Annotated in this window: 16 protein-coding genes; 5 read left to right on the top strand and 11 right to left on the bottom strand. The window is 62.0% G+C overall.

Features of this window, described 5'->3' with window-relative positions; genetic code table 11:
* Nucleotides 1-182 precede the first annotated feature (182 nt).
* From ML539_RS15560 to ML539_RS11940, 4 genes are all read left to right on the top strand, one after another.
* A complete protein-coding gene (locus ML539_RS15560) occupies nucleotides 183-3,611 on the top strand; it encodes a hypothetical protein (RefSeq protein ID WP_279341628.1) in 3,429 nt (1,142 codons plus the stop codon).
* A gap of 789 nt (nucleotides 3,612-4,400) precedes the next feature.
* On the top strand, nucleotides 4,401-6,335 hold the full coding sequence (locus ML539_RS11950) for a nucleoside-diphosphate sugar epimerase/dehydratase (protein ID WP_279341627.1): 1,935 nt from the start codon (nucleotides 4,401-4,403) through the stop codon (nucleotides 6,333-6,335).
* A 91-nt stretch (nucleotides 6,336-6,426) separates the two neighbouring features.
* Nucleotides 6,427-7,653, top strand: a complete 1,227-nt coding sequence (locus ML539_RS11945; protein ID WP_243324125.1) for a glycosyltransferase family 4 protein — start codon at nucleotides 6,427-6,429, stop codon at nucleotides 7,651-7,653.
* 10 nt (nucleotides 7,654-7,663) lie between these two features.
* A complete protein-coding gene (locus ML539_RS11940) occupies nucleotides 7,664-8,224 on the top strand; it encodes a sugar transferase (protein WP_243324120.1) in 561 nt (186 codons plus the stop codon).
* Here ML539_RS11940 and ML539_RS11935 read toward each other — a convergent pair.
* From ML539_RS11935 to ML539_RS11885, 11 genes are all read right to left on the bottom strand, one after another.
* Nucleotides 8,214-9,266: a polysaccharide biosynthesis protein gene (locus ML539_RS11935; protein ID WP_243324137.1), complete on the bottom strand. Its 1,053-nt coding sequence runs from the start codon at nucleotides 9,264-9,266 to the stop codon at nucleotides 8,214-8,216. The genes ML539_RS11940 and ML539_RS11935 overlap by 11 nt on opposite strands.
* A gap of 144 nt (nucleotides 9,267-9,410) precedes the next feature.
* A complete protein-coding gene (wecB, locus tag ML539_RS11930) occupies nucleotides 9,411-10,538 on the bottom strand; it encodes a UDP-N-acetylglucosamine 2-epimerase (non-hydrolyzing) (protein ID WP_243324119.1) in 1,128 nt (375 codons plus the stop codon).
* A complete protein-coding gene (locus ML539_RS11925) occupies nucleotides 10,535-11,662 on the bottom strand; it encodes an NAD-dependent epimerase/dehydratase family protein (RefSeq protein ID WP_243324118.1) in 1,128 nt (375 codons plus the stop codon). Before ML539_RS11925 ends, wecB begins: the two co-directional genes overlap by 4 nt.
* Before the next feature lie 58 nt (nucleotides 11,663-11,720).
* A complete protein-coding gene (locus ML539_RS11920) occupies nucleotides 11,721-12,917 on the bottom strand; it encodes a glycosyltransferase family 1 protein (RefSeq protein WP_243324117.1) in 1,197 nt (398 codons plus the stop codon).
* On the bottom strand, nucleotides 12,905-14,191 hold the full coding sequence (locus ML539_RS11915) for a nucleotide sugar dehydrogenase (RefSeq protein ID WP_243324116.1): 1,287 nt from the start codon (nucleotides 14,189-14,191) through the stop codon (nucleotides 12,905-12,907). The genes ML539_RS11920 and ML539_RS11915 overlap by 13 nt, the downstream gene beginning before the upstream one ends.
* 318 nt (nucleotides 14,192-14,509) lie before the next feature.
* Nucleotides 14,510-15,469, bottom strand: coding sequence for a glycosyltransferase (locus ML539_RS11910; protein WP_243324115.1), 960 nt, complete (start codon nucleotides 15,467-15,469; stop codon nucleotides 14,510-14,512).
* A gap of 174 nt (nucleotides 15,470-15,643) precedes the next feature.
* Nucleotides 15,644-16,903: a hypothetical protein gene (locus tag ML539_RS11905; protein ID WP_243324114.1), complete on the bottom strand. Its 1,260-nt coding sequence runs from the start codon at nucleotides 16,901-16,903 to the stop codon at nucleotides 15,644-15,646.
* A gap of 706 nt (nucleotides 16,904-17,609) precedes the next feature.
* On the bottom strand, nucleotides 17,610-19,013 hold the full coding sequence (locus ML539_RS11900; protein ID WP_243324113.1) for an oligosaccharide flippase family protein: 1,404 nt from the start codon (nucleotides 19,011-19,013) through the stop codon (nucleotides 17,610-17,612).
* 82 nt (nucleotides 19,014-19,095) lie between these two features.
* The gene (locus ML539_RS11895; RefSeq protein WP_243324112.1) at nucleotides 19,096-21,294 is read right to left on the bottom strand and encodes a polysaccharide biosynthesis tyrosine autokinase; all 2,199 of its coding nucleotides are present in this window, start codon (nucleotides 21,292-21,294) and stop codon (nucleotides 19,096-19,098) included.
* Nucleotides 21,291-21,752: a low molecular weight protein-tyrosine-phosphatase gene (locus tag ML539_RS11890; protein ID WP_243324111.1), complete on the bottom strand. Its 462-nt coding sequence runs from the start codon at nucleotides 21,750-21,752 to the stop codon at nucleotides 21,291-21,293. Before ML539_RS11890 ends, ML539_RS11895 begins: the two co-directional genes overlap by 4 nt.
* A gap of 3 nt (nucleotides 21,753-21,755) precedes the next feature.
* Nucleotides 21,756-22,874 carry a polysaccharide biosynthesis/export family protein gene (locus ML539_RS11885; protein WP_243324110.1) on the bottom strand — a complete coding sequence of 373 codons (1,119 nt, stop codon included), beginning with the start codon at nucleotides 22,872-22,874 and terminating at the stop codon, nucleotides 21,756-21,758.
* 586 nt (nucleotides 22,875-23,460) lie between these two features.
* Between ML539_RS11885 and ML539_RS11880 the strand changes: the two genes are divergently transcribed.
* Nucleotides 23,461-23,829: a GxxExxY protein gene (locus tag ML539_RS11880; RefSeq protein WP_243324109.1), complete on the top strand. Its 369-nt coding sequence runs from the start codon at nucleotides 23,461-23,463 to the stop codon at nucleotides 23,827-23,829.
* Nucleotides 23,830-24,177: the final 348 nt, after the last annotated feature.

Here is a 24,177-nt window from a genome sequence, read left to right as displayed (position 1 = left end):
CCCCCCATGGAGCCCGTGCTGCGCTGGGACGAGAATCGCTTTTAATCACTGAAATCAGCGAAATCGGTGGCTAAAAAAGGCTTTTGCTTTTGAAACCACCGGTCAACTCATTCCCCGGATCCCTGCGGTACACTTCCCGCCATGCCTCCCCGCCCCGCTGAACCCGCGCGAAAGCCGCATCCGTGGATGTGACGCGCTTCCTCGGGACGCACCGCTACACCTGGCTCATGGACCTGGGACAGGGCGAGGGCTGCGCCTTCCAGCTCCTGAAGCGGGAACTCGATGGCGCGCGCTTCCTGGCGCAGATCTGGTCGCCGCTGCCCGCGGAGCGTGACCTGGACCAGCTGCGCGACACCTTCCTGGCCCGCTTCCGCGACGCCGACCCGCTGGATTCGGTCATCGGCCACTTCGGCTTCGACGACGGCCAGGCCTGGCACCTCCAGGCCCTCCAGGGAACGCCCCTCTCCCGCCTCTGGCCGGCCTGGGGCGCGGCCCAGCGCGCCGCCCTGACGCAGCACCTCGCGCGGGAGCTCGCGCGCGACCTCCACCCGCGGTTCCTGCACCCGGAGGTCATCTCCTTCCGCGCCGGGCTCACCCAGGTCCCGCGCGTCCTCGGCGGGGCTCCCTGGGGCCTGCCCGAGCTCTCCAGTCTCCTGCCTGAGGCCGTTCCCGCCTCGGCCCTCTCCGACGACCTTCCCTGGACCCACACCCGGGACCTGTCGGAACTCATCGCCCGGCCCCTCCGGGGGCGGAGCCAGGAGCTGCCCTACCTCAAGTCCCTCATGCTCGGCCTCAACGCCCCCATACCCATGGAGCGCATTGTCCTCCTCCAAGGCGAGGAGGGCATCGGCAAGGCCCACCTGGCGGCCTGGGCCTGCGCCGTGGCCGAGGGCGAGGGCATCTGGGTCCACCCCCTCGAAGCTTCCGCAGACGAATCCGCCGGGCGGTTCCTGGGCCGGCTGCTGGAGACCTTGCTCGCCGGCAACGAGGCGGACCTCTATGCCCAGCGTCCCGAGACCGCCCGGGCCCTGTCCCTGCGGATGCCCGCCTTCGCCTTCCTCACCGGCGGCCGCCACCGGAACCGCCAGGATCCCGGCCCCGAGCCCGAGGAGGTGAAGGCGGCCCTCGAGGTCCTGGACTTCGCCCGCCTCCTCCATCCCCGCCTCGTCCACCTCTCGAACCTGGAGCGCGCCGCGCCGGAGGTGCTGTCGCTGGTGCGGGAGCTGGTGCACCGCTCGGACCTTCCCTGGCTGCTCTCCCTCACCACGGGCGCCCAGGGCGCCGGGCTGAAGCCCCTCATCGCCGACCTGCGGCAGGAGGCCTCCGCCGCCCTGGTGGGCGTCAACCGCATGGAGGACGAGGATCTCCGCGCCATCCTGGACGACCTGCTGGGCCGCCACGCCCTGCCCCCGGGCTACGTGGCGGACCTGCTGACCCAGAGCCTGGGCAACCCGGGCCTGCTGCGGAACGTCCTGGAGCTGGCCCAGCAGGAGGGCGCCCTGACCTGGGACCAGGACCACTGGATCCTGGCCCCCGACCGCCCCGCGACCCTCCAGGCCCAGGCCGATCTCGTGCAGCAGGTCTTCCTGGGTCGCCTCCAGCGGCTCACCCCCGCCGCCGCCACCCTGGTGCGCCTGCTGGCCCTGGCGGACCGGCCCGTGCCCGCCGGGTCCCTCGGCCGCCTGCTGGGCCTGGCGGGTGATGCGCTGGAGGATGCCCAGCAGGGCGCCCTGGGCTCCCGCCTGGTCCAGCTCCAGGGCGGCCAGGCCCTCATGCCCGATCCCCGCTGGCGCGAGCTGGTGCTCGCCCACACGCCCCAGGCCGAGCTCAAGCGGCTGGCCCGCGCCCTCCTGGCGGTCATCCAGGAGCAGGGCGGCCCCGTGGCCCACTCGGTGACGCTCCAGGCCCTCGCCTCCGACGAAGCCACCGCGCTGGCGGCCGTGCTGGAGGCCCTCGACCACCACCCGCCCGCGCCACCCCAGGAGGCCCAGCGCATGGTGACGCAGGCCCTCCAGCTCCAGCCCCGGCCCTGGGACGAGGCGCGCCTGCACGAACACCTGGCAGATGCCTGGGCCGCCGGCTCCCAGGGGCCTCTGGCGGATGGCGAGGCCCCGGCGCGACCCGTGGCGGACCTCGCCCTGGAGGCCCTCGACCACGCCCTGGACGCCCTGGGGCGATCCGCCTTCCACGAGGGCGTCCGCCTGGCCGAGGCCCGGGTGCTTCGGAAGCGGGCCATGCTCCTGCTCCACCTCCACCGCCCCGGCGAGGCCCAGGAACCGGTCATGGGCGCCGCCGCCCGCCTGAAGGACCACCCCCTGCATCCCGAGCAGCCCCGCCTGCGCCTGGCCCTGGGCCAGCTCCACCTGCTGCAGGGCCACCTGACCAAGGGCATCCGCGCCCTGGAGGAAGGCCTCCATCCCCAGGGCGGCCGGTCCCAGCCCCAGGACCAGGCGGCCCTGCTCACCGCGCTGGGCCGGGCCCTGGCCGCCCAGGGGCAGTTCCAGCGCGCGGCCGGCCACCTCGATTCCGCCCAGCGCCTGCTGGAGCACGGGCAGGACTTCCGCGGCCTCGTGCCGGCCCAGATCGGCCTGGCCCAGGTCCGCCTCGCCCAGGGCCAGGCCGGCCCCTGCATCACCCTGCTGCAGGAAGCCCTCCAGACCGCCCGGCTGCAGGGCGACCTCGGCCTCCAGAGCCAGAGCCACCTGGCCCTGGGGGCGGTGCGGAGCCTCCAGCAGTTCCTGGGGCCGGCCCTGACTCACCTGAACCGGGCCCTGGGCCAGGCCCAGCGGCTCGGCGACGCACCCCAGGTGGCCATGATCCAGATCTGGCGGGCGCGCACCTTCGCCGCCATGGGCGATCCCGTGACCGCGGACCATGCCCTGTTCCAGGCCCAGGGCCCCTCGTCGGGCGCCCAGCGCCTCCTGCTGGCCCCAGAGGAGCAGGGCGACCACACCCTGCTCCAGGGCGACGTGGCCCGGTTCCGCGGCGCCTGGCGGGACGCGGCCCGGCTCTTCAAGGCCGCGGCTGACCAGTTCGAGGCCTCCGGCATGCTCTGGCGCCATCGGCTGGCCCAACTCCGGCTGGCCCAGGTGCTGTCCCGGGAATCCCAGCGCACCCGGCAGGAGGCCCCGGAGCAGGGCTGGGCCATCCTCGAGAACCTCAAGGCCCCCGTGGAGGGCTCCGGCTCCCGCTGGCTGGAGCTGGAGTGGCACCGGGCCCACGCCCTGCTGCTCTCCACGGTGCCCGCGACGGAGGCCGTGGCGGAGGAGGGGCTGGAGGCCTGGAGCGAGGTCCTGGCCGCGGCCCGGGATCTCCAGTTCCCCGCCCAGGTGGTGGAGGCCTGCGCCGAGGGCGCCCAGCTCCTGCTCCAGCGTGGCGAGAAGCTGGGCGCCAAGGCCCGCCTCCAGGACGCCTTCCCCAGCTTCCAGGAGCTCTGGTCCCACCTGCCCGAGAGCCAGGGCACCGCCTTCCTGGGCCGCGAAGACCTGCACCGCTTCCGCCAGACCGTCGAAGCCGCCGGCCTCCGCTGGATCCTCCCCGACCGCGCCGACCCCCTCCAGGACTGGACCCCCACCCAGATGAACCTACCGGCGGTGCCCGAAGGGGAGTGAGGCTTCTTCCGGCGAAAGGCCTTTTTAGCCACCGATTTCACCGATTGCGCTGATTGGGCCTCGGATGGGTCCCGCATGGGCCGGCCGCAGGCCGCTTCCGGCTTCGCCGGAAGTCATGGGGGGCGCCAGGACCACGAGCCTCCAAAAGTTCGCGGCCCTGGCGCCCCCCATGGAGCCCATGCTGCACTGGGGCCTGGAATCGCTTTAAAATCACTGAAATCAGCGAAATCGGTGGCAAAAAAAGCCCTTTCAAAGGAGCCTGCCGGACCTCTGCTTGCAGGCATTCCCGGTGTGCCTCCCGTCACAACCAGGATTCGGGCCTCGCGTTCGCCACCCCATCCAGCCCTGCCCCGGCCTTGTCCCGACCGGAATCCGATACCGCCAACTGATCCCGATGTCATCGGCCCACAGGGTCATCAATCGCTTATCGCGCGGCTTTACATGCGGAAAATACCAGCATTGATGTTATTATTATAACAAATGAATTTCATAGTAATTGAATCTAGATATCGCGCTATTGTCCCAACATTAATGCGGACACCCCGATCGACCGATTAGCGGGTTTTTGATGCCACCACATTCCCTAGGCCCATTAGGGCCTTGGTTACATTCGAAACACATCGAAACCGGGCACATAAAGCCTGCTGGAAAACGAATATCACATGTCTCCTTTTTCCGTATCCATCGCTTGTATTTCATGCCGATACTCCTGCCGCTTGTTCTACCATCGAGTCATCTAAGAAAGCCCCGCTGATGGATGCCTCCCCCTCCCTGAACCCGAGCCAACCCATGCCCACCAACCGCACCCTGAGGCGCCACCCCCTCCTCCGGAAGGCGGTCAAGCTGACCCTGGACCTCCTTCTGGCGGGCCTGGCCTGGGCGGCGAGCGAGCGGTTCCTGTCCGTGGGATCCCCCATCGCCTGGCATATCTATGCCTGGGTCGGCCTGTGCGGGGTGGTCAACCTCGGCTTCCGGCTCACCCGCCAGCAGTACCGCTACATCGGCTTCCGCGACACGCTCCAGCTGGTGGCGGCCTCCCTCACCCTCTGCCTGACGGCCCTGGTCCTCGGCCACCTCACGCCCGACCTCGAAGGCGCGCTCAGCTTCGACACCCTCGTCACCGCCAGCCTCGCCACCGCCGTGACCTGGGCCCTGGCCCGCACCTTCGTCCGAGCGCGCTACGAGGGCCTCCTGCGGGAGAAAGCCCCCGACGCCCGCCAGCGCACCCTCATCGTGGGGGCGGGCCGGGCCGGGCTCCTCGTGGCCCAGGAGATCCAGCGGCACCCCGAGCTGGGCAGCCAGGTCATCGGCTATGTGGACGACGCCTTCGACAAGCAGGGCATCCTCCTCCAGGGCGTCCCCGTGATGGGCCCGTCCCGGCTGCTCCGCACCCTCGTCGCCGACCATCACATCACCCAGGTGGTGCTGGCCATCCCCAGCGCCAGCGGCGCCACCATCCGCCGCCTGCGGGAGGCGGCCCAGGCCACCGGGGTCCGCATCAAGACCGTCCCGGGCATCTCCGACCTCCTGGGTCCCCGCACCTGGAAGCCCGAGCTGCGCGACGTCTCCATCGAGGACCTGCTGCGCCGCGAGCCCATCCAGCTCGACCAGAGCGCCCTCGGCAGCATCCTCGAGGACGCCACGGTGCTCATCACCGGCGCCGGCGGCTCCATCGGCAGCGAGCTGGCCCGCCAGGTGGCCGCCTTCCGCCCCGCCCGGCTCATCCTCCTGGGCCGCGGCGAGAACAGCCTGTGGGAGATCGAGCGCGATCTCCGCGCCCTGTTCCCCAACCAGGCGCTCTCCCTGGAGCTCTGCGACATCCGGCACACCAACCGCCTGCGGCACGTGTTCGAGCGCTGGCGACCCCAGGTGGTGCTCCACGCCGCCGCCCACAAGCACGTGCCCTACCTCGAGGCCCACCCCGAGGAGGCGGTCAACAACAACATCTTCGGCACCGAGCGGGTGCTGGACGCGGCCCTGGCCGTGGGCGTCCACACCTTCGTGAACATCTCCACGGACAAGTCCGTCAACCCCACCAACGTGCTGGGGGCCTCCAAGCACATCGCCGAGGGCCTGGTGCTCCGCGCCGCCCGCCGCGCGCCCGCGGGCGCCCACTACGTGAGCGTGCGCTTCGGCAACGTGCTGGGCAGCCGGGGCAGCGTGATCCCCATCTTCCGTCAGCAGATCCAGGCCGGCGGTCCCCTCACGGTGACCCACCCGGACATGATCCGCTACTTCATGACCATCCCCGAGGCCAGCCAACTCGCTTTGCAGGCCGGCATCCTGGGCGACACCGGCAAGGTCTACGTGCTGGACATGGGCGAGCCCGTCCGCATCGTCGACCTGGCCACGGACATGGCCCGCCTCTCGGGCCTGGTGCCCGGCCGGGACATCGAAGTGAAGTTCACCGGCATCCGGCCCGGCGAGAAGCTCTTCGAGGAGTTGTTCTCCGCCCAGGAGGAATCCCGCACGGACGTGCACCCCAAGGTCCTGGACGCCCACCTCCAGGCGCCGGAGGACGCCCTGTTCGAGCAGGGCCTGGATGGCCTGCGCCTGGCCATGGAGGAGGACGAGGGCCGGCGGCAGGCCCAGATGCTGCGCTGGCTGCGCCGCCTGGTGCCCACCTACACCCCCTCCGCCCTGGGCCTCGGCCGGTTCGCCGCAGAGAACCGCGACCGCCGCCACTCCGGCGCCAACCCCGTCTACCTCCCGGACGGCGCTTAATCCCGACCTGCACACCCCAGTGCGGTATCGCCTCCAACCCGCGAAAAGCTTGTGAGTTTCTCCTGATTACGAAGGCCTTCCCAAGGATCCAATGAAAATATTGGTCGTCACCCAGTACTTCTGGCCCGAGCAGTTCCGGATCAATGATCTGGTGAAGGGGCTGATTGAGCGTGGAAATGAAGTAACGGTACTTACTGGGTGCCCCAATTATCCCAATGGAAAGATATTCAACGGCTATGGGATTTTCAATCGACCAGAAACCCATGAAGGGGCCAAGGTCATCCGTGTCCCGATGTTGCCCCGCGGCAATGGTAGTGGGCTTCGCCTAGGCTTCAACTATTTATCATTCGCGCTATCAGCTTCTTTATTGGGGCCCATCCTGTGCCGGGGAGATTACGATGCTATATTCGTATTTCAAGCGTCTCCAGTCACGGTCGGAATTCCCGCCATTGTCATGAAATGGTTTAAGCAGGCACCCATCTTATTTTGGATCGTTGATTTATGGCCCGATTCACTGGCCGCTACCGGAGCCATCAAATCAGATAGAATCCTTCGTGGCACGGACCATTTGATAAAGTGGATTTATAGTCACTGTAAAAAAATTATGTACTCATCGAAAGGCTTCCTAGAAAGCTTGTCGGAAAAGTCCCCCCGATACGCCTCCTTGGCGTATTTCCCCAACTGGATTGAGCCCGAGATGGGCTCGAATGAAGAGCTTCCCATATCGCTTCCTGATGGCTTCAAGATCATTTTTGCCGGAAATATTGGAGTATCCCAAGATTTTGAAACCATTCTGACTGCCGCCGAAAGGGTGGCTGATCTTCGTGATATTAAATGGATTATCTTGGGTGATGGGCGGATGGCCCCTTGGGTCAAGGAAGAAGTAACCAAGCGGAACCTTTCAAATTGTTTTCATTTATTGGGCCAGTTCCCATCAACCACCATGCCTGCATTCTTTTCTGCGGCTGATGCCCTGCTTGTGACACTTCTTCCGGAACCCGTATTTGCCCTGACTGTTCCTGGGAAAGTCCAATCTTACCTAGCCTGCGGCCGCCCCATCATTGCCGCCCTTAATGGAGAAGGGGCGGCCCTCATTCATGAATCAACTGGTGGGCTGGCCGTTGCGGCGGGAGACGTCGAGGGCCTGGCTAACGCCGTGAGGAAGGTCCACGCCTTTTCACGTGAAAAACGTGACGAGATGGGCAGAAACGGAAAGATATACGCAAACGACCATTTCGATCGCGAGTTGCTATTCGACCGTTTGGACGGGTGGATCCAAGAAGCGGTTTCATCAAATTCAAAAACTAGAAATAAATGAGGTTGATCATATGAAGCGAGTTCTTGACCTGTTGATTACACTCATTGCCATATCGATCCTATGGCTCCCGATGCTGCTTGTGGCACTTCTGGTGCGGCTGACATCTCCCGGCCCAGTGTTATATTTCTCGGATCGAATCGGCGCAGACAACAAAGTTTTTCGGATGCCTAAATTCCGCACCATGCGAATCGATACCCCCGCCGTCGCGACCCACCTGCTGGAGAATCCGTCGCAGTGGCTGACCCCGGTGGGGGGAATCCTGCGAAAGACCAGCCTTGATGAGCTGCCCCAATTGTGGAGCATCCTGAAGGGGGACATGAGCATCGTCGGGCCCCGCCCCGCCCTGTTCAACCAGGAAGACCTCATTCAGTTGCGCACCGAGCGGGGGGTTCACCGTCCCCGCCCGGGATTGACGGGCTGGGCCCAGATCAACGGCCGGGATGAGATCCCCGTTCCCATCAAGGTCGATCTGGATGCCTATTACCTTGAGAACCAATCCATCTGGTTCGACCTAAAGATCATTGGCCTCACGGCCAAGAGGGTTCTTCTTCGCGAGGGCGTCACCCATTGACCGCTTCCTCCACCATGCCCTTGCCGGAATCGTTCACCGCTGCCTCCACACAATCCAGGGTGAGCAAGAGCTGCTGAACTTCCTGAAGGCCCAGCCGCCGCGCATTGTGCGAGTGGTACTCCTCGGCCTTGCTGTGCCCGGGATCTCCTTCCGTGAAGTACTTCCCGTAGTTCAGATCCCGGGTATCGGCGGGCACGCGGTAGAAGTCCCCCATGTCCTCGGCCCGGGCCATCTCCTCCCGGGAGACCAGGGATTCGTACAGCTTTTCCCCATGCCGGGTGCCGATCACCTGGATGGGATTGTCCACCTGGAGCAGGCCCTTGATGGCCAAGGCCAGGTCGCCGATGGTGGCGGCCGGCGACTTCCGGATGAAGGTATCCCCGCTTTGCCCGTGCTCAAAGGCGAATTCCACCAGCTCCACCGCCATATCCAGGTGCATGAGGAAGCGCGTCATGGCCGGGTCCGTCACGCTGAGGGGCTTCCCGGCCCTGATCTGGTCCAGGAACAGGGGGATGACGGAACCGCGGGAGGCCATGACGTTGCCATAGCGGGTCACCACGATGGTCGTCTGGCCTTCCCCGAGGTTGCGCGATTCCGCCACAGCCACCTTTTCCATGAGGGCCTTGGAGATGCCCATGGCATTGATGGGGTACACGGCCTTGTCTGTGCTGAGGCAGATGACCTTCCGGACGCCCTCCTGGATGCAGGCGTTCAATAAGTTGTGGGTTCCCATCACGTTGGTGCGCACGGCCTCGGCAGGATAGAACTCGCAGGAAGGCACCTGCTTGAGGGCTGCGGCATGGAACACGTAATCCACGCCCCGCAGGGCGGATGCGATGCCATGGGGTTCCCGCACATCGCCGATGTAGTACTTGATGCGGTCATCGCGGTACTCGTGGCGCATGTCGTCCTGCTTCTTCTCGTCCCGGCTGAAGATGCGGATCTCGTCGATGTCGGTCTTCAGGTACTTGCGCAGCACCGCGTTGCCGAAAGAGCCGGTCCCTCCGGTGATGAGCAATTTCTTTCGCGACAGACCGGCGATCGGGGACACGGGTAACTCCACATCAAGCGAAGGTGGTTACGACACCCCAGAATGCCCACTTGAGGAAGAAACAGGGGTCACACCCTCCCCAAGGGCCCGTCCAGAAGGCGCGGAGAAACTGGCATCCGAGGTGGCGCTTGGCCCTCAATACCGGCGCCACACCACCCGGTTCACGTAGTCCGTGTAGCTGAGGATCACCCGAGCCACGGTCTGGCTCACCTGGGGCGCGTCGTAGTCCGCCACAAGACGGGTTTGCCGGCCTTCCCGACGGCCCGACTCCAGCAGGGCCAGACCCTGGTCAACCCGTTCCCAGCCCAGGCCCGTCATCATCACGGCACCTTCCTCCATACCCTCGGGCCGTTCGTGAGCCTCCCGGAGGTTGAGGGCAGGCAGGTCCAGGATGGAGGATTCCTCGGTGATGGTGCCGCTGTCGGACAGGACGGCCGCCGCCGCCATCTGGAGCTTGATGTAGTCCAGGAAGCCGAGCGGTTTCAGAAGTTCCACCATGGGATCCAACCCAAGGCCCAGAGTCTCCAGGCGGGCCCGGGTGCGGGGGTGGGTGGAGACGATGATCCGCCGCTTCCGGGTGGCAGCCAGCTGGTTGAGGGTCTCGACGAAGCGCCGAAGGTTCCCCTCTGCGTCCACGTTCTCCTCCCGGTGGCAGCTCACCACGTAGTACCTGCCGGGCGCCAAGGCAAGGCGGGCCAGCACCTCCGAGGCCTCGATGCGGGGCATGGCGTGGTGCAGCACCTCATACATGGGGCTGCCGGTCTTGATGATGCGATCCGGCGGCAGGCCCTCGCGCAGCAGGTTCTCCCGGGCCAGGGTGCTGTAGGGCAGGTTGATGTCCGCCGTGTGGTCCACGATCTTCCGGTTGGTCTCCTCGGGCACCCGCGCATCGAAGCAGCGGTTGCCCGCCTCCATGTGGAAGATGGGGATCTTGCGGCGCTTGGCGGGGATCACGGACAGGCAGCTGTTGGTGTCCCCCAGCACCAGGAGGGCATCCGGCCGGAACGCCTCCAGCACAGGGTCGATGCGGGCGATGATGTTGCCGATGGTCTCCGCCAGCGAGCCGCCCACCGCGTCCAGGAAGTAGTCAGGCTTCCGCAGGGCCAGATCCTCGAAGAAGACCTGGTTCAGCTCGTAGTCGTAGTTCTGCCCGGTGTGGGCCAGGCAGTGATCGAAATCCTGCTCCAGCCGGGCGATCACCCGGGACAGCCGGATGATCTCCGGGCGGGTTCCAACCACGGTGAGGACGCGCAATCGACTCATGGGTTCAGAATAACCGGCTCGGGGTACGTGTCGGGGCGGGCGGGATCGAAGATCTCGTGGCTCCAGAAGAGCGTCAGCAGGTCGCGATCCCCCACGTTGGTGATCTCGTGGGTGTGGAACGTGGGCATGTCGATGTAGCAGGGTTCGGCGCCGCTGACCCGGAACACCTTCACCTCGTCATCGAAGAGCCGCCGGATGCGGATCTCCGCCTCGCCCTCCACCACCAGGAACCGTTCCACCTTGTGATGGTGGTAGTGCCGGCCGCGCGTGACGCCCGGATGCGTGGTGGATAGGAAGGCTTGGCCGCCATGATGGGACTTCACGGCCTCGAAGAGCCCGCCTCGGGCATCCGTGTGGCGTTTCATGCGTACCGGATAGTGCTCTGGGTACAGGTACGACCGGTAGGTGTTGAAGAACTCCAGATCCAGGGGATCGGAAAGATCGGGAATGACCCCCGATTGATAGGTCTCATGCAGGGCCCTCAGGCGCGCAAGGGCCTCTGACACCCGCATGGGCGTGCCTTCCACCCGCACCTGGCCCGACGTGGTGCCATCCAGCGCCCACTCCAGGAACTTCGCCGCCACCCGCTGGGCATGGATCAGCTCCAGCTGGCCATCCTGGATGATCTGCGGCTCCTCGCCCTTGGCCAGCTGGTGGCAGAAGGTGGCGAAGCCACTGTTGTAGAAGGGCCTCCCCCCCTCGCCGAAGAGGTGCGGGAGGATCACATCCACATAGCGGGCGCCACGGGACTTGGCCCAATCCGCGAGGATGCTCGAAGCCTCGCGCTTGGATCGGCCGAAGGCGGTATCGCCCAGGCTGTGGATGGAATTGGCAAACAAGATAGTCGGAGGGAGTGCTCGGTGGTCAAGTGCTGCAATCAACTGCTTGGCCAAGTGGATATTCGTTTCATAGACTTCCGTGTCCGACCCGCGGTTCATCCCTCCCAGATGGAACACGACCTCAGCCGGGCGCAGTGCTTGCGCTAAAGAGTCGTCCGATTCGAAATCTCTTTGGAATACCGATCGGACCTTGTGGCCAGGCGCGTGCTGATAGCGGCAGCGTAAGTGCCACCCAAGGAAGCCCCCGGCACCTGTAATGGCTGAGTGGGACAATGAATCGTTCACGTTGATTCCAGATATTTGTTATTAATTATGCATAATAACTGAAGCAAATTATAAGGATTCAATTTTTGTTTTCGGAATTGGGTGAATGCTGCCCGCCGACTTCAGCTAAAAACTGGAATGTTTCTCTTGAACAACGTTCCCAGGAAAAGTTGCTTGCACGCGTAAAGGCCGCTTGAGCTTTCTGCATTCGGAGATCTGGGGATTGCATCAGGCATTGAATGGCCTGGGCAATGTCATCGGGTGATTCAGGGTCAAAATAGACCCCGGCATCAGCCAATAGTTCCCTCATGGCGGAACGGTTCGAACACGCCATGGGCAATCCTGCGCTCATCGCCTCTGTCAAAATTTGACCAAAGGCTTCACAGCTGGATGCAAATACTCCAATATCTGCCGCCTTGTAATGCTCGTGTAGTTGAGCGTGAGGAACAGCACCCCGATAGGTGATGAATTCACCTTCGGGATCAACACGCTTTAGCACATCCTTCAATTTCGCCATTCCATAGGCTGGAGGACCGACCAAATCCAGGACCACATGGAATCCGGCGGCCCGCAAGCATGCCACTGCTTCAGCGACATGCCACTGGTGCTTATATACATCAACAATGGAGACATAAAGAATTCTGCATGGATCCGATTGCGTAAACGCTTCTGCCGCCCTTTGAGGACGTGGCGAAGTAAAAAACCTTGTATCAATTCCGTGGTAGATCGTGGTAGTTCTTCCCTTGAGCGTCCCTGTCACCCTGAGTACTACTTCCCGAGCATGCTCCGTTATAAAAATCACGGCGCTCGCCCGACGGAAAGTCCGAGTCTGTGTGATTCGTAGTAATTGAAGCTTTAAGGTCATCCATGACAGGCCGTACCGCCTCGACTCCCGCCATTCAAACGGCAATAGATTGCGACTCATGGCAACTGCAGGTTTGAATCCACTTGAGTCAGAACCACCTGGAATAAGCAATACGTCGCACCCAGCATCCCTGGCTAGGGCCTTCAATCGGAATCGTTGCCAATAAATGCGAATGGGTAATATCCGATCTAGCATTGGGTCATGTAGTTTATATAACCATGTTTTCTCATGAATCTTCTCTAAGGTCTTTTCATTGCCCCATACGATGACCTTTTTGAATCCATGCGACATCGGGTCCGCGGCTTTTAATAACTCCACGAGATGGGTAACCCCGCCACCTGCGCGGATGTTCGACGCATCAACACCTAAAATCAAAACCGCCCCCTTGGAATTTAGAATTAAAGCCTCCAAAGTCGGAAGCCCCTCTCCTCGATTTCTGCTGAACTGAAGGCAGATTTCACATCGGCAAACACGCCACCTGGCTTCAGGTGGGCAAGCAGCTGATCAATTCCCTGAGCGAGATAGTCCCGATGCGACACCGCAGCCACCACAGCATCCGCGCTGCTTGGGAGTTTTTCCCAAGGAGTCAGTTCAATCCCGTACTCAGCCATCGCTTCACTAGGATTGGCAAGGGGATCATGCACTATCACCTCGCACCCAAATTCTCTCAGTTCTCTCACCACATCAGCGACCTTGCTGTTTCGCAAGTCGGGGCAGTTCTCCTTGAAGGTCAGCCCGAGTACCAGCACCTGGCTACCCTTTACCGCCCCACCTCCCTGGATAATGGCCTTGATGGTCTGTTGGGCCACATAGGCACCCATGCTGTCGTTGATAGATCGGCCCGCCAAGATCACGTGTGGATGATAACCCAGCACTTCCGCCTTGTGGGTGAGGTAGTAGGGGTCGACGCCGATGCAGTGCCCGCCCACCAGGCCAGGGCGGAAGTTCAAGAAGTTCCACTTGGTCCCAGCTGCCTTCAAAACCTCCAGGGTGTCGATGTCCATCCGATGGAAGATGATCGCCAGCTCGTTCATGAGGGCGATGTTCAGGTCCCGCTGGGTGTTCTCGATGACCTTGGAGGCCTCGGCCACCTTGATGCTGCTGACCGGGTGGACGCCCGCCGATATGATCCGACCATAGATTTCTGAGACCTTCCGGAGAGTTTCCGGGGTATCCCCGGACACGACCTTGACAACCTTGGTCAAGGTTCGTTCCTTGTCACCCGGGTTGATCCGTTCCGGGCTATAACCCACAAAGAACCCCTGTTTCCACGTGAGGCCAGAATGTTTTTCCAGGACTGGGATGCAAACTTCTTCGGTAGCGCCCGGGTACACCGTGGATTCATAGACCACTATGGCGCCGGGCTTTAGATACCGCCCGATGGTCTCCGAGCTTCGAATCATCGGCCCGAAATCCGGCTGGTTGGCCTCGTTTACGGGCGTGGGTACAGCCACGACGATGAGATCAGCCTCCCGCAAACGCTCAGGGCGGTCTGTGAACTCAAGCTGCTCGGCGGCACGCAGCGCCTCGGGGCCGACCTCGCCGGTGGGATCCACCCCGTGCTCCAGGGCCGCGACCTTCGGGGCTGCCACATCGAACCCGATGGTCCTGAAGCGCTTACCGAACTCTGTCGCAAGAGGTAGCCCCACATACCCGAGCCCCACGACTGCAATCGTCTGAACCATCATCCATCCTGCCTTTCCACGGTGTCCCCATTCTGGCGCGGCCAACTTGGCTGGTGGAAAACAGACGCTACCTTCAGATCCTCTTTGTGACAGAAAGCACCTTGGGCCACAGTGCGGCAGGGCTCAACTCGGCAAAAAATGGCGAGAAATTCGGTGCCACTCATCCGGACCATGGCTGCCGAACGCAGGTTCTGACCTGGCTTCCCGCGGTTGTGAGGTCAAAAGGGTCCAAATCACCGGAAATTGAGCCAGCATTTGAATCGGTCTTGACGAATGTTCATGTGTCCACACGGCCATCCAAGATGCCGTGCCCAGACCTCATTGGTCAGCCATCCATGGGGGATTGGGCCGCGGCCCCCCCGCATAAACATGGCCCATGATGCTCAGAAAGTAATCGGCGCCGGCCTCACCCTGGACACACTGCGACCAAGCCGAGATGCGGGCCCGCTCCTGGGAACTCAGGCTCCCATGAGCCACCCAGGCTTGGAGGACATGCGCCAGGTCATCTGGATCACCCGCCCTGAACACAGCTCCACGCCAAGGATCCTCCAGTAACACCGAGGCCCCGCAATGATCGCTACAGATCACTGCAGCCCCCTGCATGAGTGCCTCATTGACCACGGCCCCCCAACCGTCCCAACGGCTGGGAAGAATGAGTATATCGTGTGAGCAGAGCAACCCTTGAATCATCGCATTTGGGACGACTCCATGCCAATTAATTCGTTTCGATATATTCAGTTTATTTGCCATCGATATTAGATCGCCCTTCACAGGGCCATTACCAACCATGCTCAATGTCCACTCATACTCGACCAGTCTAGCCAGCGCAGCAAACATAATATCTGCCGCTTTTTTAAAGTCCATTCTTCCAATAAATATTAAATTAACGCAGCCCGGGGCCCTACCCACGATTTCTACAGTCTCTGCTTGATTGGCATCAATTAAATAGGCAAATGGGAAAATTTTACTGGCGCTGTAGCCGCACCATCGAAACCACCTAGGCCCATTGCACCCGATGGCCAGCGCGAAATCAATATGGGATTGAACTTGCTGATGGGCTGCATAGTGAACCGCCAGCCGAAATAGACCCCTTGGTGGCCGGAATTCACCAGGTTCGGCCATTATCCCTGCGCGTGCGCCCATCGCTTTGACTCGATCGAATCCCCTGCGCCTCGATCCATGGCGGTTTCCACGGATCCCCGAGAAAATGTGCACCCGGTCGCTCGGCCCATCCTCCACCAGCGCATTGATGGTCGAAACCTCTGGCGCCAGGAACATCGCCACTCCCGGGAGTTCAGGCGGTTGCCATCCCAGGGCCTTCCGGTCTGGTCTCATCTTCCGGTCTGCGATCAAGCCTACCTGCCCAGGCACCCGCCGGGCCAGCGCACATAGAAGGGCTTTCTGGTGGGGGCTGATGGTGTCCTGCCAAAAAAGATATTTCAAGATCTCACCTCATCTATCTCGGCAGGCATGAACAAACCCCAGCAGGATCCACATTTGAAGGCCCAGTCCGCCCTGGGAGAAGAAGATCATCTCTCCTAGGTTCACAGCCAAGGCCGCCAATCCCAACAAGGCGAGGTCGATAGTCGTCCGAGTGGCCATGGGGATCAAGATAGAAAGAAGGAATACCAACCAGGCCAACCCACCGATCAAGCCCGTCTGACCAAGCACCGCCAGAGGCAAGAAGCCAGGCTCCGTCGGCGCACTGAGCGGCAACCCAAGCGTGGGGTCGTAATCAACCTCCCCCCCCCCCCCCTCGGAAGCCATACCAAACCCCACCCCAACCCAAGGGTGAGCTCGAAAATTCGTTAGATTGCCCTCCACCTGTCCGCTGCGCGACGCCGAGGCGTCCTTGAGATCGGCCACAGAAGAAAAGGTCGTGACCTCCGTGCCCTTTGCAATAAATTGGGTAGCAAAGGTTGTGATCCGGCCACCAAAAGCCAGAAGGAGGAGCACGGTGGAGATCACCAGAACATAGAACTTGCCAAACCCGAACTTCCGGGTGGGCTGGGTGGTTGGTCGGCTCATCGCGAGTTTGCGAAGGGCCACCAGCCCGCCTGCCACTCCCATGGCCACGGCACCAGTTCGAGATGCGCTGGCCCCCATGCATACGAGGCTTGCAAGCCCCAAGGGGATCACCCAGCCCCGCCCTTCCTGCCCGAAGAACCCTCGATGGATCAGGGCCACCGTCATGGGGGCAAGGTAGATCGCTAGAGCCTGTGGCTGGTTCAAGAGCCCCTGGAAAGCCCAACCATTTCGCAAGTACCCGAAGGGCAAGAACAAGAGGGGGAGGCTGAAGATCACTACCGCCGCATGGAGGGATAGAAACCAGTTCGCGAAGACCTGCCGATCGATGTCCCCACCATCGAACCCCCACATGGTTGCCACGACACCTACGGAAAAGGTCACGAGTTTCAGCAGGGAGAGCCCTGGGGCAGCACTAGAGAAAAGGGCCAATGTAGCGGCGATGGTCAGGAACCCCGCCAGACTCAGCATCCATTGGGGGACAGCCCCCCGCTGGAGCCTGGCGGCCACGATCCGGCCCGAAGCCACAAAGAGGAGAACCCACTTCATCAGGGAAGCGGCTGGTTGAGCGGGGGCAATCGCAGGGTTGATGAAGGTGACCAGAATCCCAATCGACAGCGCCTTCAGAGCAGTGCCTGGGCTCTTCAGGCTCCAGAGGATCAGAAGCCCAAGGGTGCCCGCAGCCATGAAGGATGCCCCCCCCTGGATCAAGAAGACCACTCCCACCAAGGCGACCACATGCCAGTCGAGGACGGCGCGGGAAAGGCATGCCAGCCTCTCACCCATTACAGCGCCCGCGGTCCCTTGAAGGCGAGGGTCAATCATGACCGACCAGCGTGGATTCGTATTGTTTACGGACCTTCGCGGGGACCCCGGCCAGCAAAACATTTGAAGGGTAGGTACCCGAGAGGATAACGGCACCAGCTCCCACAACAGACCCTTCGCCCAGCTGGGCCCCGGCGAGAATTAGACTCCGGGCCCCAATCCACGTTCCGGAACCGACAGATATTGGACTGGAAGCCCCGATTCCGGCTCGACGTAACCCCGAACTCAGCTCGTGTGTCCCCGAGGTTATGAGGGCACCTGGGCCGATATCAACATTATTACCAATATCAACCCGACCATCCACGTTCCCGATGATCACAGTCTCTGGCCCCACCCATACACCCTCTCCGAGCGATATATTTTGGCCATAAAAACGTGCAGTGGATGCGACTCGGGTCGTTTTACCGACTCTCAGGCCAACCAACCTCAACACCCTACGCCGTAATCCAAAAAATCCCTTATTCGGAAACCAAATTGTTAGAGAATTATATAATGTCAACCCCAGGCTCATAGGATTAACTCACCGGCTCAACTTCAAGAGAAATATAACCCATATATTAAGCTCCTGTCAGGAATAGTAATGTGTGTTTTGAATCAGCATTTTTAAATGCCGCTGGACGAGAAGCCACAGCGGGTACGCATCTAACAATAAAACACATATAGTCATCGAAATAAAAGGAACATATTCACGATCAGGCGATAATAAAAGAAAGGTGGCGATTATTGCCAAAATAGATCGAAGAAGGACCATCAAGGCTGCTAGCTTAATTCTCTGGAAACCCATCAGAATAGAGAAATGGGCCTGTTCCCATCCCAGCACCAGAAAATATCCTGATGCCGCCAGAAGCAAGGCGCGAGAAGGTTGGATCTCCCCGTGAAACCATAATCTAAACAACGCCAAACCCCAACCAATCAGTATAATTGCAACCAAAAGAGAGTACGCCGAGCAAAGAATGAGTAATTGGCGGTAGGCCTTCCTGGCCCATTCACCTTCGCCCCTAGCGGCACTATCAGCAATAGCAGGCCACAGCGGCGTTCCCAGCATTGCATAAACACCGCTAGCCATGACTATTCCATTCACAACTGCCGTAAAAGCCGCCGCCCTATCAGGGGCGCACACCCTTCCCACTAAAATAACTGGAAATATGTGGGCCAGGATATGGCCGATAGCACCCGCCAATGAATATGAAACTCCACTTTTTACAAGTTTCAAACATAATTTGAATCGGAAACAGGCGAAGGAAGGGCGCGTCTGAGGATGGTGCCATAAAGCCCACCATACATTCAGCGAGCGGCACAGTATTACTGGGGCGTTCACAGCCAAGATCATCCCAATGACACTCGGCCGATAAGAAGCAACCCAGATTATCGCGGCGATGACTGGAATACTATTGAACGTGGAATTCAGATTAATCACATGGAGCTCTTGATAACCCGTCAGTGAGGCTTCAAATAAAGAAATATTCATTTGAAGAAAGAACATAACCACAAGGATACTCAATCCCCATCTAATAACGACCAAATCGGCTTGATATAAATTCCCAAATATCAAATGCACAGGAAAATACCATGTTAAAATCAAGCTCAAAATACTTATTATGGATGAAATCACCATCACAGAATAAAATGCAGAAGAAAAAAGGTGCCGTTCTTCCTTCTCATCACTAATTGCCCGTGCTGCCGCCAATGAAACTGAAAGTGACGGACCTATACCAATATTGGAAACCCAAAGCCAGACCACAAGAGATGTCAACATAGAATAAAGCACGAACCCATGTATACCAAGCGATTTTGCTGCAACAGGCATGGCTATAATCTGCAAAAGAGCTGTTGTCACCTTCGACGAGAGTGAAGTTACCACTGCATAGCGAAACCGATTCTCGCGGAAACGAGAGGCTTCCTGATCACTGGAGCCCGAGCCTAGGGTCGGATGGTTTCGCTCTGACTCCTCTCCGAATGAATCGTCGATCAAGGGCGCCCCTGGTTGGAGACTTCGTGGTTGTGACCTTGCAGCGTGCACGGTGCCACAGCCAGCGTCTGGGCTGGCAACGGCACTAGCGGGCCTGAGAGGTTCGGCTGGTCTGCCGGTAGGAATATCCATAGTACCGATATCCCAATTTCGAGGTGTTCAGATCGTTAAACACGCATCCCTGGACCTTTACGCCCCCACCTTCCAAGCGTTGGAGGGTGAGTTGGAGTTCCTCCAGTGAATGCTGCTCGGCTTTTGTAATAAGGAGTGTGGTACCTGCATGCTTCCCCAGAATGACCGGATCGGTGACCGCCATCACGGGGGGAGCGTCGATGAGCACCAAATCATAGGCGCTGGAAACTTCCTGAATGAACTCAACCAATCGCCGACCCATCAGCAGCTCCGAAGGATTCGGTGGAAGGGCACCCGTGGTGAGGAGATCGAGACTTGGCAGCAGAGAAGTATTGAGCGCTTCGCGCCAGCTTACTTGGCCGGCAAGCACTTCGGACAGCCCTCGGCCACGCTCTGGCAAACCGAATGGACGATGCAAGTAGCCTCGGCGCAGATCACCATCCACCAATAGCACACGGTTGCCTGCCTGGGCCAAGAGGGTGGCGAAGTTGGCGCTCACAAAGGTCTTGCCGATGGCGGGGGTCGGGCCGGTGAAGAGGACCACGGAATTACGTGCATCCAGCATGCTGAAATGGAGGCTGGTGCGAAGGCTGCGCAGGCTCTCCACGGCTAAGTCCTCCGGCTGGGTTTCGGCCAGAAGGTGCTTTCCGGGCACGCCTCGTTGCAGTTCCTTTTGGATTCCCTCCTGGCGAAGGCTATGGGGAACCGTCACCACCACCGGTAACCCCAGGTGAACCTCGATGAGCCTGGGATCGGTCACGCCCCGGTGCAGAGCCTTGCGGAGCAAAGCCAGCCCAATGCCCCCTAGGAGCCCGAGCACGGCGGATAGACCCACGGCCACGGCCTTCTGGGGCTTGACCGGCCCCAAGCTGGGAAGGGCGTGGTCCACGATCCTGGCATTGCCAATCTCCCCGGCCTTGGCCACCTGGAGCTGCTGGACGCTGTTTAACATGGATGTGTACATGTCCGTGCTGACCTGCACCTCGCGCATGAGGCGCACCAGCTCCTGCTGGGTACGGGGAAGGGCTCGCACCTTGCCATCGAGCTGACGAGCCTCGGAGCCCAGCTTGGCGATCTGCTGATCCAGGGTGGCCACCACATCCGCCCGCTCCTTGTATGTGCGGAGAAGCTCCTCCTTCTTCTGCCGGAGCGCTAGGATCTGACCTTCCAGATCCACACTCTGCTTGAGCACGAGCTTGGTCTCTTCGGTGAGGTCAGCGGAGCCGGTCTGCATGCGGTATTGGTTCAGCTGGTTTTCAGCTGCTTCGAGCTTGGCCTTGAGCTGGGGAAGTTGCTCCTGAAGGAACGCCAGAGACCGGGACGCCTCCTCGGCCTTGCGGGCGATGTTCTGCCCGATGTACTGGGCCACGATCTCGTTGAGAATCTCGGCACCCCGGTTGGGATCGGGGCTTTCGAAACTCAAGCTGAGGATGTTGGTCTGCTTGCCCTTCTCGGCGACATGCAGGTTCTGGCGCAGGGCTTCGATGGCCTGGAGATAGGGTCGGCGGATCAGATCAAAGCGCTGGCCCGGGGCAGCCAGGAGGGCACGAACCTGAAGTAGCATGGGCTGGCCCCGCCAAGTGGCCTGAAGGATCTCGCCCTCATGCCCGCTGGCCAACTGGCGACCATCGGGAGCCTCCCAGAGGAAGGCGCCGTTCCCCTGGGCCACAATCCGGAACGGGGTTCCCCTCAGTGGTGCAGGCACATCGAAGCGCTCGATGCGTAAGGTGGGAGCATCGAGCCTCCCCCGCACAAGGGCATCCCCCAGCAAGGGATTGAATTGTGGCTGGGCCGCGATGTCCAGGGCCAAGGATTCCACCGTGCGGCCGAGCACGAGGTTACTCCGGAGAATTTCGATCTCGGTCTGAGCCGCAGCGGGCTGGTCGAGCAGGGCGGAAAGGGCCTCCATACCTGGCCCCCCCTTGCCACCCTTTTTATCCTCGACTTGGAGCAGCGCCTCGACTTGATAGATCGGGGTGGTGCGCCAAGTGACATACACCCCCAGAATCAGGGCCACAAGGGTGGTTCCGAGAATTAGAAACCGCGCGTCCCAGAGCAGGGCCACCAGCTCTCCCAGTGAGGTTTCGTCACGGTGTTCAAATCCGACTCCCCCCCGAAGGTTGGGACGGATGGGCTGTTCAGACTGACTCATGGCTTCCTTCGAGTGAGGCGGGGAATCCATGCGTCCACGGCCCCCTGGAGGTGTTCGTAGGTCTTCTGGTGCACTTGGGCAGTGCCGAGGATGGGATCAGCGATCTCCTGCTGGCCTTCCGACAGCCAGTGCCCCAGCAGGAAGACCCGGCCCCGGGCGTGGGGGGTCAGGGCCTCGCAGGCTTCCTTCTGGGCTCGGTCCATCACCAGGACGAGGTCCGAGTCCCGGATCAGCTCGGGGCTCACCTGGTGACCCCGGTGGGGCTCGAGGTCGAGGCCCAGCTCCGCGGCCAGGCGCCGGGTCTCCTCGTGGGCGGGCTGGGCCACCAGGGCCCCGAGCCCGGCGGAGCGCACCTCGACGGCGGGGCCGAGGGCCTTGCGCAGCAGGGCCTCCGCCAGGGGGCTGCGGCAGTGGTTGCCCTCGCACAGGACGAGGATGCGGCGGATCGCGAGGGGCATGGGCTACTGGCTGAGGTACTTGACTTCGGAGGCGGTGGAGGTGAGGGCGGAGACCGTGGGCACGATGAGGCTCACGACGCGGTTCCAGCGCACCAGGGGGCCGGCGTCCACGTAGACCAGGTCCCGGGGCTGGAGGGCGAAGCGGTCCGCCAGCACCATGGCCACGGGGTTGTAGGCGTCCAGGTGGAACACGTCCACGGCGTTCTCGGCCTGGCCGCGCCGGAACACGTAGATGGACCGGGCCTCGGCGGTGGTGGTGTTGATGCCGCCCGCATCGGAGATGGCCTGGGCCAGGGACAGCTTGCCGTGGTAGGTGGGCACGGAGCGGGGGTTGCGCAGCTCGCCCAGGAGGTAGACGGGCTCCTCGTCGCGGTTCTGAACGTGCACCGAGTCGCCGTCCCGGAGGAGGATCTGGCCGATGCGGTTGCCCCGGGTCATGAGCTGGAGGAAGTCGAGGGACCAGGTCCGATCCCCGCGGGAGACCAGAACGTGGCTCTGGTCGGCCGTGGGCAGGAAGCCGCCGGCGCGGTTGACGGCCTCCGCCAGGGTGAAGGGGATGTCGGTGACGTTGTAGACGGCGGGGTTGCGCACCTCGCCGCTGATGAAGACCTTCTGGGACCGGTAGGCGATCACCTTCAGATCCACCTGGGGCCGCTGGAGCACGTCATCGAGCTTGGCGGTGAGGAGGGCGCGGGCCTCCACCACCGTGAGGCCCGACACCTTCACGCGGCCGATGTAGGGGTAGAACAGGAATCCGTCCTCGTCCACCACCATGCCGGTGGCGGCATCGGTGCGGTACTGGCCCAGGGGCAGGGTCAGCTCCGGGTGGTCCCAGACGGTGACCATGAGGATGTCCTGGGGGCCGATGCGGTAGGGCTCGACCTTGGTGGCCAGCAGCTCCTTGACCTCCGTGGAGGCCGGGCGGGCCCCATAGGCCTTGAGGGTCTCGGGATTCAGGGGATGCAGGGTGACATCCTGGCCGTTCACCTGGGTGCGGGTCTCCCGCTCGAAGGCGCGCTCGTTGAACTTCATGCCTGGGGCCCGGCAGGCGCCCAGCAGGAGGGTCAGGCCCAGGACGGCCAGGACCGGGAGGCGCCGGCAGAGGGCCGGGGCACCCGGCATAGAGGACGGGTGGATCGGGAGAATCTCAGACATTCCATTCCTATCGGTCAGGTACAAGCAGGAGGCCAGTTTCAACAGAGCCTCATATCGTCTCATCCGCCGCCGGGGATTCACAATTCGAGACTAAGTGACAAGAGGCACAGACCGCCCGGATCGAGCTTTCGCGCCCGGGCAAATAGGGGGGGTTGCCCTGGCGAAAGGCTTTATTGCCACCGATTTCGCCAATGACGCTAATTGAGACTCGGACGCTTCCCGCATGGACGGGCCAGGTGAGGACTTCGGCGAAAGGCTTTTTGGCCACCGATTTCGCCGATGGCGCTGATTGGGGCTCGGAGGGGTCCCGCATGGGCCGGCCGCAGGCCGCTTCCGGCTCCGCCGGAAGTCATGGGGGGCGCCAGGGCCGCGAGCCCCCAAAAGATCGCGGCCCTGGCGCCCCCCATGGAGCCCATGCTGCGCTGGAGCCAGGAATCGCTTTTAAATCACTGAAATCAGCGAAATCGGCGGCAAAAACCATCTTTTTCTTTGGTGTCGGATCTGCCGAACGCCGGGCTAAGCTGTCTCTCCCTTCCCGGCATGGAGACAGACAATGCAGGAGCACGATCCCCTGACGGAGCGGATCATCGGCTGCGCCTTCAAGGTGGCCAACACCCTCGGCCACGGCTTCCTGGAGAAGGTCTACGAGAATGCCCTGGCCCACGAGCTCCGCAAGGCGGGACTTGAGGTGCTCCAGCAGCATGGCCTGGAGGTCCACTACGACGGCGCGCTGGTTGGCGAGTTCCAGGTGGACCTGCTCGTGGAGGGCCGGGTCCTGGTGGAGCTGAAAGCGGTCGCGGGCATCCTGGACGTCCACATGGCCCAGAGCCTCAACTACCTCAAGGCCAGCGGCAGACCTGTGTGCCTGCTCCTCAACTTCGGCCCGAGCCTCCAGGTCCGGCGGCTGGTTCACGGAGGTTGAGAAAGACTTTCTAGCCACCGATTTCGCCGATGGCGCTGATTGGGGCTCGGATGGGTCCCGCATGGGCCGGCCAGAGGCCACTTCCGGCTTCGCCGGAAGTCATGGGGGGCGCCAGGGTCGCGAGCCCCCAAAAGATCGCGGCCCTGGCGCCCCCCATGGAGCCCGTGCTGCGGGGGGGGCCCGGGGGGCCCGCCCCCCCACCCCCCCCCCCCCCCCCCCCCCCCCATGGAGCCCATGCTGCGCTGGGGCCGAATATCGCTTTTAATCACTGGAATCAGCGAAATCGGTGGCGAAAAATGCTTTGCGCTGGATGTGCCTCCGCCTCCCCAGGAATCCTCCTCCTCCGGT

The organism is Geothrix sp. SG200 (assembly GCF_022808935.1).
GTDB lineage: Bacteria > Acidobacteriota > Holophagae > Holophagales > Holophagaceae > Geothrix > Geothrix alkalitolerans.
This window is presented reverse-complemented; position numbering and strand designations above follow the sequence as displayed.